7 protein-coding genes are annotated in these 12,217 nt (G+C 46.2%); all 7 read right to left on the reverse strand.

Features of this window, described 5'->3' with window-relative positions; translation table 11 throughout:
• Window positions 1-98: 98 nt before the first annotated feature.
• The 7 genes from NSQ91_RS21245 to NSQ91_RS21275 all read right to left on the reverse strand — a co-directional run bounded on the left by NSQ91_RS21245 (window position 99) and on the right by NSQ91_RS21275 (window position 12,203).
• Window positions 99-3,785, reverse strand: coding sequence for a dynamin family protein (locus NSQ91_RS21245; protein ID WP_256716479.1), 3,687 nt, complete (start codon window positions 3,783-3,785; stop codon window positions 99-101).
• 343 nt (window positions 3,786-4,128) lie between these two features.
• Complete coding sequence (locus tag NSQ91_RS21250) at window positions 4,129-4,395, reverse strand: hypothetical protein (protein WP_036676334.1); 267 nt, start codon at window positions 4,393-4,395, stop codon at window positions 4,129-4,131.
• A 32-nt stretch (window positions 4,396-4,427) separates the two neighbouring features.
• A complete protein-coding gene (gene nth, locus NSQ91_RS21255) occupies window positions 4,428-5,108 on the reverse strand; it encodes an endonuclease III (protein WP_036676333.1) in 681 nt (226 codons plus the stop codon).
• Between the two features lie 313 nt (window positions 5,109-5,421).
• Window positions 5,422-8,154 (reverse strand): S-layer homology domain-containing protein, encoded by a 2,733-nt coding sequence (locus tag NSQ91_RS21260; RefSeq protein WP_081391821.1) that lies wholly within the window; start codon window positions 8,152-8,154, stop codon window positions 5,422-5,424.
• Window positions 8,155-8,241: 87 nt separating this feature from the next.
• Window positions 8,242-8,901, reverse strand: a complete 660-nt coding sequence (locus tag NSQ91_RS21265; RefSeq protein ID WP_076281440.1) for a GerMN domain-containing protein — start codon at window positions 8,899-8,901, stop codon at window positions 8,242-8,244.
• A 116-nt stretch (window positions 8,902-9,017) separates the two neighbouring features.
• Window positions 9,018-10,460, reverse strand: coding sequence for an N-acetylmuramoyl-L-alanine amidase family protein (locus tag NSQ91_RS21270; RefSeq protein WP_076127574.1), 1,443 nt, complete (start codon window positions 10,458-10,460; stop codon window positions 9,018-9,020).
• A gap of 150 nt (window positions 10,461-10,610) precedes the next feature.
• Window positions 10,611-12,203 carry an N-acetylmuramoyl-L-alanine amidase family protein gene (locus NSQ91_RS21275; RefSeq protein WP_081391820.1) on the reverse strand — a complete coding sequence of 531 codons (1,593 nt, stop codon included), beginning with the start codon at window positions 12,201-12,203 and terminating at the stop codon, window positions 10,611-10,613.
• Between the last annotated feature and the right edge of the window lie 14 nt (window positions 12,204-12,217).

Here is a 12,217-nt window from a genome sequence, read left to right on the forward strand (position 1 = left end):
CAGAAAACGTAACAGTTTCATTGTATATTTTCAGGCTTCTTTATTTTCATCCATCATACGCCAGATTGCAAGTGTTCTTCGACATTTTCCTACAAACTTCACAGAACTTTGTCGACTTTATCAACGAAAGTTTGTTCTAGACGTGATAATTGGTGGCTTATTTGGCCCCAATGATCTGCAGTCTCACCCCCTTTAAGGAGATCTAACATCGCTTTCTCTTGCTCCGCAAGCCCTTCTTGCAGGCTTTCGGCAGCAGATTTTAATTCTCTGCTGATATTCTCAACGTAATGAGCGATTAATTTTTCCTTCTGCTCTGCCGCTGCAAGATTAACCGCTTCTTTCAAAAGCGGCTCTGCCGCACCTTTGACCAACTCCCGCCCAGTTCCCTCAAAGAAATAACGCGGGGATTTGAAATGGCCCCATAAAGCGGACCACTGCACAGGCTGAAGCTGGCATTCCAGATCCTTAGGAGATGGCCAAGCCTGCTCCTCATTCTCCATAAGATGAAATTCCTCCGTGGAAAAGAGTAGCTCTGTAGCTGCCGCTTCAGCAGCTTCATGTACAAGCCTGCGTCCCGTGCTCTCTAGCCGCAGCGTTGTTGCCCATAGCTCTTGCTCAAGCTCGCGCTGAGTAGTACGCATTAGTTCGGCACCACAGGCAGAGAAAATGGCTTTTAAATTCCCTGCATCCTCACGCAGTAAGGAGGGATGAAAAGATTCCTGAAAATTTCTGTTGAAGGAGAAGCTAATCCGCTGGCACACATGATAGATCAGTTCTTCACTTTCATGAATAAGATCTCTGCTAGGACGTTCCTCAGTCTCCAAAAGAGATAACCGCTTCATGGCGAACTGCCGCCGTTCCTGCAGTTCTTTTAACCCGGCTTCACGCTCGCTCGCCGCCTTGGAAGCCAGATTCTGCCATTCCTCAGCCCGGCGCCGAACCGATGCGATGCTCTCAGCAGCTGCGTTAAGTGAAAGCTGTGGAAGCTCATCACCAGCAAAGCTGGATAATGCTTGCTCAAATTCATTGAAGCGGGAGGTTTCATAAAGATCGTGATTATGTTGAGTTTTAGCTTCTAGAGCAAGCAAGCTGGACAAAGCATAGATTCTCGGAGACCGCAAACCTCCGGCACGCAGATTTTGAACGACATGTGCTTTAACCTCATCTAGTTCTTCTTCGCTTGAAGCGAGATCGGAGGCATTAATAATAAAGAACATTTTATCGAGAGCAAAGCTATCTTTAATGCGGCCCAGCTGGGCCAAGAGGCCGCGATCCGCCTTCGAAAAGGCGTGGTTATAATAGGTCACAAAACAGATCGCATCCGCATTTTTCATGTAACTAAAGGTTACGCCAGTGTGGCGTGCATGCAGTGAATCTGCTCCTGGTGTATCTACGAGCACAATCCCGCTCTCCGTCAAAGGACAGGCATAATATAGGTCAATCCCTTGCACGAAGCAAGCCCGGGTCTCTTCCGCAACTAGGTTTCGATATTCATCCAAATCAACCGTCCGCACCGTTCCTAATAGCGGCTCTGCTTCAGCCCAACCGGATGCTGCGGCTCTTAGAAATCCTGCATGCGGCAGCGCAGAGGGGTGAATTCCCCGTGTTGGCAGGCTCGCAAGTACTGCTGTCCACGTATCCTGTTGCGGCTCTCCAAGCTGCAGCACGCTGAAGGAATGGCAGATGTCATCCCAGAAATCCGCCATGCTCTTCATCGTTACAACCGCGCTGGCATGGCGGAAGTCTCCTTCCGGAGCCAATATGCGGTTAACTGCGGCCGTGGCAGGGTGTGGCGACACGGGCAGCACTTCTTCGCCGAGCAAAGCGTTGGCGAAGGAAGATTTGCCTGCGCTGAACGCACCGAACAGCGCAAGGGTGAAGCGGCCGCCGGCGAGATCCTCCGCCCGTGCGGCCAGACTGCGCGCCGCCGATGCCATCGCTGGCTCGCGGCGCAGCAGCTCTGCCGCAGCCGCCAGCGCGTCAGCGGCTGCCGAGAGCCGGCGGCGTCCGCCCGCCGGCGAAGCCGTTCCCGCCGCCCAGCTTGCGGCGGCGGCACTTCCAGCCGCGGCGCGTTCGCGCGGCTGGGTCGCCCGCGGTGCGGCGCTCTGCGCAGCCGCACGCGGGGTGACCCTCACCTCCGGCAGGATGCCGGGGGTGAGGGTCCGGCGCGGCGGCAGCAGCGCCGCTAGCTCGTGCGCGCGGGCGTCAGCCGCGCGGTCCAGGGCGGCTAGCGCGCGGGCAGCGCTCGCCTGCCGCGTAAGGGCCTGTTCGCGGCGCTGGAGTTCCGCGCGCTGCTCCTCGATAAGCGATGGCAGCTTCGCCAGCAGCTCATCGCCAACTAACAGCGCAGCGCGGCGGAATTGGCTCTTCAGCTCTGCCGCAAGTGTGCGGCAGAAATTGAGCAGCGCCTCGCCGCTATACCCCGTTCCCGGCTTTACTGCAGCCGCCAGCCATTCTTGGCTCACCGCCGGGAACCCTTGCTTCAGAGTCGTCTCTGCCTCCTCTGCCCACAGTCCGAGATTCTCCGCCCATTGACGTACCAGCTGAATCAGATGCCATTCCAGCTGAGCGGAAACCTCTCGGACCAGTAATCCTTGCCAGGCATCCAGTCGTTTGCCTTGCTCCTTCTCCCGCCGTCCGGCTGTAGAGAACAAACCTAAGCGGAAGCCTGGGCTGACACTCTCCACATAGCTCCCTGCCGCCTCTCTAACATCCGCAGGCATTAAGTTAGCATTATTGAGTAAGGCATCAAGATCACTTCGCAGGCTAGCTCGTGATTGCTGAGGCAGCTCCTCAAGCAGTGCCTTCTCTTCATCCAACGATTTCAGCTCATCCATCACAACTGTAACCTCTGCACCCTCTAGCTCAGCTAAAAGAGTTTCCCGTTCCTCCTGCTGATCTTCACGGAACGCGGTTAGCGAAGAATCTGCTGTATGATGAATGGAACGTGACAAGCTATATTGAAGCAATTGTTCCCTGTGCTCCAACAGCTCTGTTATAAGGTTCAGCAGATTATCCCAATGATTCAGTGGATGCTCTTTCATTTTGAGTGAGGTAAACAGAATCCCCGCACAATGAATCCCCCACTGCTCAAAAGCATTTTCAAGCTGGCGTTTATATTCTTCAATGGAAATTTCTTGTTCTCTGTGCTTGTCTATCTGATTAACAATAAGATAGAGCGGTTTGCCCCAGTCACTGAGATTTTTGGCAAAAGCCAAATTATTCTCTGACTGAACATGGTTATAATCCATAACATAAAAGACGACATCAGCTAAATGCAGCGCGGAACGAGTGGCCGCCTGGTGGCCATCATCCGTCGAATCCACGCCAGGCGTATCCAATAGAACACCATGCTTCCCTAGAAGAGGAATCTCATTCCAGACTTCAATCGCGGAATATTCTCCGCCATTTCGACAATATTCCTGTAATCTTTCTGGTGTTGTCTCTACAGGGGTAGATTCATTTCCACTTCCCTCAACCCTTGGATAGATAAGCACTCGTGGAGCCCCGCTGCGAATAGAAACAATATTGGCACTAGTCGGCACAGGTCCGGAAGGCAACACTGAGCTGCCGCATAAAAGATTAATCATGCTGGATTTCCCTGCCGAGAAATGCCCACAAAAAGCAAGGGTCAGTTCATTCCCACCCTCTTTATTTTGTAAATCTTCATATATTCGTTCAGCACTCTCATCGCCCCAGTGGCGCATTAAATCTTTCAGCCGGGAAAGCTGCGATGCTGTTTCACTTAATGTTTCTCTCTGAATTCTAACCTGTTCCGCTCCCACAGACATTCCACCTCCACAGTTACCTTCTAATCATGCACTGATCTTAATCCATTCATGAATACTGATTTAAGCTCTTTTTTATGCAAAACTTATATAGGTGCAATTTCTGAACTTTAGCGCGGAACATTTTTATAAATAATAATTACAGTTTATCACCAGTTTGACACAAATTAAATACACACTACTTACAAAATAACCTATCATCTCCTACGAAATGATACCAAAAAAGAAGCGAGGTTGTCGTCCTGTAAAGCCAACAGTCGTTTCTCGTAGAAATATAAGGATATTCAATAAAAAAAGGAGCCAGCCCCAAGGGCCGACTCCATTTCAGGTCACTTCTCAATTATGCAGTTTCCAAAACAGGCAACAGAATTTCAAAAACTTTTCCGTGCTGCAGAATAGTCAATCCACGAGATTTGTCTCTCATTACGACAACCTCTGGTTTTACAGACATACGCTCCAGATAGTGCTCAGGCACATCACCGGAATGACTGATCGTAATACCCTCTACTTCTTGCTCTTCATTTTCTTCCAGCGGGCTTTCCACTACGCGGTCAAAAATATCCGAGAATACCTCAAAATTATCTGTGTATACAGAAATGCATTTCATCTCTATCCCATCCTCTTCTTCAACTCTAACTTTTAACTTTTTGGCGTATGATCTTTAGCTTTCCTGACGACAGCCGTTTTCATACGTTTTTTGCCCTCTCGACATACATCAAGGAGCGGACAAACCTGACATTTTGGATTCTGAGCCTTACAGTGATATCGTCCGAAAAAGATTAGCCGGTGATGCGTGAGCGTCCATTCATCACGTGGCACAGCCTTCATCAGCTTTTTCTCCACTTCCAGCACAGAATCTTTCCAGCCTGCCAATGCAAGTCGTTTAGCAACCCGCTCCACATGAGTGTCCACAGCAATGGCAGGAACTCCAAATGCGTTGGATACTACTACGTTAGCGGTTTTACGACCTACTCCTGGCAACGTTACAAGTAAGTCATGTGCCTCAGGCACTTCTCCGCCATACTGTTCTATGAGTATAGAGCACAGGCTTTGGATATGCTTAGCTTTGTTACGATATAAGCCGATGCGCCGGATATCCCCCTCCAATTCCTCCAGCGGCACAGAAATATAATCGATGGGGGCTTTGTACTTTTGGAACAGGTCCTCGGTCACTTTGTTCACCGTTGCATCCGTACATTGGGCTGACAGCAGCACCGCTATTGTCAATTCAAAAGCGTTACTGTGATTCAGCTCGCAATGTGCATCCGGAAACAAATCTCCAATCGTATCCAAAATGTGGCGGACGTCTGCAGCTTTCATAGTGTCCCCTCCACGGAGCAAAAACGCTCAGAAAATTCTATCGAGCGTCTCACCTCAAATGTTAGAAATATAAGCAAAGTATGTATTATAACGTATGGATTCATACATTTCAACACATACGATACTGGCATTATATTTCAAGTATTAACGCCTGGATTGTCCTAATAAGAACAGTAAGCGTTTAAGCGAGAAATATAAGACATACAGTATAGGAGCAATACTTATACTTTCTTATATTTCAAAAAAAACGTCTTGACGCAGGTAAAGCCCCCTGTGTCAAGACGGTGATTCACTCAGAAATCCACCATTGCAACTATTGTTTCACAATTTCAACCAAAATATCATTATTGAAATACATTATAATATTATCATTTTCTTTCAAAGATTGCACGGATAAAGTCGAATCTCCCTGATGAATATAAACATTAGCAGGAACAAAGAATTGATATTTATCGTTCAAATTAGGTCTCTTCGTCACCAATGAGTTTGTTGCACTCTCATAACGTGAGAATGTTCTACTGAGCTGAGACATAATACGAATCGTTGTAGATCCATCCGGATCCTTGCGAATCTCTACTCTGTCCCCTGCCGTCAAGTTGCTAAGAGCAGTCGTTGTCGAGCCGTCACGAATGATTTTGACTCCTCCACTTACCGCTAAGGTCTGTGCAGCTCCAGTATAATCCTTCACGACTACGCTATTCCCAGCGGCATCTACAGAACTTACCTGGCCTGTTGTGAGCTTAACTGCTTGAATAGCCAGCGGTGAGCTACCATCAAAGGTCACATTAAGATAATCTCCCGCTTTTAAATCCGTTAGCTTAATGCTCTCACCAGCTTCATTGGTCAATGGGATTGCCAAAGTATTAATATCACTGGTTCCCCCATTCCATTTGATGCCCAAACGGTTGGTTCCAGAATTCACGGTTGCCGCTTCAACTTGCAGCACAGTCTTCACTTTCAATACCGCTATCAGATCCTGACCTGTAGTCAGTGAAGCCGTTACATTGCTTCCAATAGGAATATCACTTAGGGAAGGACTAGTCTTACCAAAGAGATCAACAAGTTGCGGATAAGGCATCGTTAAACTTTGTCCATCATTAAGCTTCAAAACAAGAGTTTTCGACGTAGAATTAACAGCCGTTAAAGTTCCTTCGTACTTTGTGACAATTTCCAAAGACAAAGCCCGCTGTCCTATTGCCTTCAGATTAACTTTACGGTTCTCAATAAGTTTCGCACCCATATTAGTTAAGTTAGGCAGTGCACCTTCATAAATCAGCTTTGTTTTCTCATCCAACTGAACCACATGGGCTTTTTTGCTGCTGTCCATAACTGTAAGGAGCTGCGTTTTGCTATTATAATCCACAATTGTTGCTCCACTATACTGTTCAATTTGACGGCTTAACACTTCAATTTTGGTGACTTGATCGCTGCTGTTTAAGGTAACCTGAATCTTGTCCCCACCTACTGCATCAGCAATAAGATCATCAGCTACTGCTCCACTCATGTTCGGAATAACAATCGTCGGTTTAGTGCCAAGCAGTTTAACCTCACGATTTCCGTCTGCTTTTTTGTAAACAACTGTGGAACTAGTCAGCTCGGTAAGTACCCCCTCAACTGTCCGTTCAACACCTTCCGTCACTTCTACAGTGCGGATCACATTATCTTGAATCGTATATTTGACCGCATTACCTGTCTTCAAATCTGCAGGTTTCAGCACTGATGCTTGGGAGCTGAATAATGAAGTCCCATCTTCCCATTTAAAAGTTTCTACAGTACCCGCAGTATTTTTGAAAGTAATGCTTTTACCAGTAAGATCTACACTTTGAATAGTGCCTGTTGTTGTTTTGTTAACAACCCCTGAAGTCACTTGAACCTTTACTACTTTATGCGAACCACTATACGTTTCTCGTTGCAGTGAAACTACACTGTCTGTTACCAGCGAAGCAGGTTCAAGTCCAGCTCCATTTACATCCACAAAGGAAGTAGTCTCATCGTAGTAATATTCAGTGAACCCTGTTGGTGACTTTAACCAAAGCTTATTACCTGGAGCTACCATGGCGAAGTTTCCTGACAGAGTCTCTACTTGTTGTGTAGGGTCAGTCACTTCAACATAAGCCGCGTTATATGTCGCGCCAATTACAGTAACCTTAGTGTAGGGTTGGACATCACTTAGATTGATTCTGCTTTCAGAAGCACTTGTGTAATAAGCAGTGCTTGCTCCCAGGGTATATGTAGAAGTCTTTCCGTTGTTATAGACGGATAGTTTCCCATCAGCTAATTGACTGATCGTTCCTGATACCGTGTTGTCATATTCAACCGTATTGTGAGCTTCAGCGCGACTGAAAAAAGTCGCCAATTGCGCACGTGTTACAGCGCCTTGTGGATCAAAACGATTTCCGTCAAGTCCATTGGCTAGACCTAAATTAACGGCAACGTTGATGTAACCACGTTTGTTGGCAGACACTTTGGTATCATCCGCAAAGCCAGTTGGCTCACTAGCAGCCCCTGCTGCATCTGCGCTTTTTCCAAGGGAGCGGATTAGCAGCTCCGCAATCCATTCCCGGGATGCTTTACGCTCTCCCCAAGAAGTCTTCAGATTATCTGGAGCCATTTCGGTTGCTTTATCGAGTAATCCTTGTTGAAAAGCTAACACAACATAATCCTTGTAATAATTCGTAACCTTAAAATCTGTAGGCAATGCTACCGCAGAAGAAGCATCCACTTTATCCTGCAGCTTCATAAACCGCAGGGCCATAAGCACTGCTTCCTGCTGAGTTACAGAATCACCCGGACGGAACAATCCATTATTTCCAACCACAATTCCTTGTGAAGCGAGTTTATAAATATGTTTTTCAGCCCAGAAGCCTGTCTTTACATCGCTAAAAATCCCTACAGATTGTGTAGTGGTTGATGTCGGTGTAGTGGCAGCTGTGTCTGCAAACACTGCACTTGCACCACCAAAAACCATAACGCCAGCCATAACAGCCGACACTGCTTTATTAGAATAAGCCTTCAATGGACGTTTTGACCTTTTTTGCGCGGACAATAGATTATTCCCCTCTCTATGACTCAAATAAATAGTATGTTTAAAAATTCGTCAGCTAGATACCTAATTCCTTTGTTGCATAACCAATTAAGAATTATCTCTAGTCATAGGATGCAATAGATCCACATGGCCCATTAGACTTTCTACCTTTTCACCATCAACTAAAACTTCGATACTCTTTACTTCCGCAAATTGAAAATAAGTTTTGGCAAGTGAAGTAATGGCAAAGGATTCTCCACCCGCACCAAGCTGAGCTTCATCTGGTTTATGAATATCCATTACGATTTGACCCTCTACGAATTTTAATGATTTCAGTTCAATTTTCCCCCACAAAGGTACAAGATCTGTATTCTCACTACTTTGCAGTGCTTTGAACGTCTCTGTATATTTCTCAACATCGTCAGAGTAGTTAATCGTAGTCTTAGCAGGCACTAAATCCATAATTTGCGAATCAGTGTAATAAACTTCAATACTCTGGCTTTGCTTTTGTGTCTCATTTTCTACCGGCTTCGAAGATGGCTGAGTTTCTGCATTAGTATTATCTGCTGTCGGTTGCGGAGTGCTAGCCACTTCGGTTTCCTGATCATCAGATGGAGCTGGGGTACTTTCTCCAGCACCACTTACAACGTTTGTAGTATCTTGCTCCACTCCATTAGCAGGAGCTGCAGTAGGCTTATCTCCACAGCCAGCTATCACTAGTAGAAGTAGCGCAGCAACCCCAACCATAGTCCATTTTTGTTTAAACATTAATAAACGCCTCCTCTAGATGAATACGGGCAGACAGGTACCGCAAAACCACTTCTTGCCTTTTTATTGATAAAAGCAGAAAGCTGACTTTGCGGCGCTCGTCTGCCACTGGTCTGTTATTTTATACCCAAATATTCCTTGATCCCACTCACTATTGAAGCAGCAACTTTATTTTGTAATGCTTCCGTAAAGAGCAATGTCTCATCCTTCTTATTGCTAAGGTATCCTACTTCAAGTAGAACAGCAGGCATTTTCGTTTCACGAATGACATGGAAATTTCCGTATCGTACACCGCGATCACTAAGCCCTGTAGCCTCAACAAGATACTTATGCATTACTTTCGCTAAGGCCTTACTGGCTTCCCGCTGATAATACGTTTCTGTCCCGCTTGCCGCAGAAGATGCGGAACTGTTAGCATGTACAGAAATGAATAGATCTGCTTTTAAATTATTAGCCATAGCCGCTCTATCCTTGAGCTCCAAGAATGTATCGTCACTGCGCGTCAGTACGACATCGATATTACTTTCTTTTTTCAGCAATGCTGCTGTCTTAAGTACTATAGCTAAATTAAAATTCTTTTCGTATTTTCCTGTTACTCCTACTGCACCAGAATCTTTGGCTCCGTGCCCCGCATCCAGTACTACGAGCTTCTTGCCATCATTACCTGGCTGTGTTGAAGTATCATCCGTACTTTCTGCATTCAGGTCAATGATAACCAACTTAGAATCCGTCCCAGATACGCTGATGTTATAATTCTTAGGATAATTCAAATCAATTACAAAACGTACAGTATAAGGATTGGAGCTATAAAGCGAATACCGGACACCTGATACATCAGGATAATCCTTCACTTCCAGTTTACCATTCAGATCAGGATCAAGAACTTGTCCCGTACCAAACAGATCTGAGAAAGTGGCATTAGGAAAATCAATAACTAACCGATCCGGCCCTGTCATTACACTTACTTTTGGCTCGGAATTACCTTCCATCGCAATGCTTAAACGATTCTCACTAAAGCTCAAACCATTTATCATGGTTAAATTTTTAGTAGGATCTACCGGCGGAACAACAACTTCAGATCCACCATTTCCAGAGTTCCCATCAGAACTGCCGTTTTCATTTGAGGATCCTGGGGTAATAAGATACACGATCTTCTTCGCATTATCCCAAGTGACGGTGAGACCAAACTGCTCACTTATGAACCGTATAGGTACAAGTGTCGTATCACTCCGCAGGACAGGCGCAGTGGTAAGCTGTACTGTTTTGTCATCAACCGAAGCTGTCTTTTGATTAACAATAAGTTTGATGACCTTCCCTTGCTGTTCAATCGTCACCGTTTTGCTTTTTTGATCCCAGCCCACGGTATAACCAAGACTCTCGGAGATCAATCTCAACGGTACCATGATAGTATCATTCACATTTTCAACCGGTACTTTTTGCCCTGCAGTAATCTCTTTGCCGTCCAGATAAATCTTGCTATTCGCGGCAGCAGCATGTCCATGCTCAGGCAAAACCAACACAAAGAGCAACAATAACAACATCAAACTGAATTTCTTCATTCTTCACCTCTAAGAATCTAGTATTCGCCTGTGAATGGCGATCGTGGTGCCCCTGTCTCCGTCAACCTCAGACCTCTATTAGACGCTGGTAATCTATAAAGGTTGCGAATATATTCCATAAAAATTGAGAAATCTCACCAACCGCAAGTGTTAAAGCCCCAGATATTCCTTAATTCCGGCAACAATTTCTCTCGCTAATTTCTCTTGAAGCTGCTCACTATACATCGCCGATTCATTTCCTGAATTTGTAAGATATCCTACCTCTAGCAAGACTGCTGGCATTGTGGTTTCCCGTGTAACATGAAGGCTTTTCGTTCGAATCCCGTTGTCTTTAAAACCAGTAGCGGCTAATAAATGCTTATGCATAATCTGAGCAAGAGGCAGACTATCACTGCGAGAATAATAGGTTTCACTGCCATTTATTTTATCTCTATTTGGATATCCAACCTCTAGCGAATTCGCGTGCACTGAAATAAAGAGATTCGCTTTAGCAGCCTCCGCAATTTTCACGCGATCCTGAAGCCCCAATGTAGCATCGTCAGTTCGAGTAAACACCACGTCAACTAATGCTTCCTGCGTTAACAGCGTTTGTACTTTGCGGATGACGGCCAGATTGAAGTCTTTTTCCAGCTTACCTGTGAGACTGACAGCTCCTGATTGAGTTCCGCCATGACCTGCATCTAGAACTACAATTGGCTTACCTAACGTTCCATTAGCCCCTGTGGTGTTGCCTCCGCTGTTAGTTACATTCAAATCAATCGTAACCAGCCCGGTGCTTTCATCCGTACTAAGCTGGTACGGTTGATTTCCAACCGTTTGAATTACGAATCTGACAGTGGACGGACTCACACTGAACAGTGCATAACGGATCTCAGAAACGAGCGGGTAGCCGGCAACGTCCAGCTTACCTTGTGGACCGCCAGTGGTGGTAACACCCGTAAGACTTCCAATGAAATTCGGATCGAACGCAGCACCCGGAAAATCTACGACGATTCGATCAGGGTTGCTCATTTTTGTAACGTTTGGCTTAGTAGCCCCCGACACAGCGATAATAAGTCGGTTCTCAGTGAATACTGCCCCGTTTACTAGAGGGCCTGTTGGAATTCCTGCTGTGCTTCCCGGTGCCGTGGTTGTTTGTGGAACTGGTGTCGGGCTGGGTGAAGTTACTACACTGCCAGCAGTTGTCCCGTTGTCACTTCCCGGCGTAGCACTTGGAGTTGGAGCAGGTGTATTAGTTGCTGTTGGATTGGTAGTATTCCCCTCAGGTGTCATTGCAGGATTGCTAACTTGTCCACCTGTCAAATAGACGGTTTTATCAACATTATCCCAGCCCACCTTTAAGCCGAACTGCTCGCTTACGAAACGAATTGGAACAAGTACTGTGCCGCCACTCTGCTTAGGAGCTGCATTTAAATCAAATGTCACCCCATCTGCATCAGCTGTTTTCCGTCCTACCGCCAGCTCAATGCTTTTACCATCCTGGTGAACGGTTACTTTCCGGGTCTGCTGCTCCCATAACACCTCGAATCCAAGATTCTCTACTACCACTCTGACCGGAATCATAACGCTACCATTTACATTTTCGAGTTTAATTCCTTTTGGCAAAGCAAGTTCCTGATTGTCCATAATAATTCTGCCTGTGCTGCTACCAGCTGCGGCAGCTTCTTGTCCGGTGGATGTTAAAAATAATAAAGGCAGTAACAAAAGCAGCAATACACGAAGCCCAGCTCTTCTCATTCTCATTTTCCGCTCCTTCT

The organism is Paenibacillus sp. FSL R7-0048 (assembly GCF_038004505.1).
Lineage (GTDB): Bacteria > Bacillota > Bacilli > Paenibacillales > Paenibacillaceae > Paenibacillus_AQ > Paenibacillus_AQ odorifer.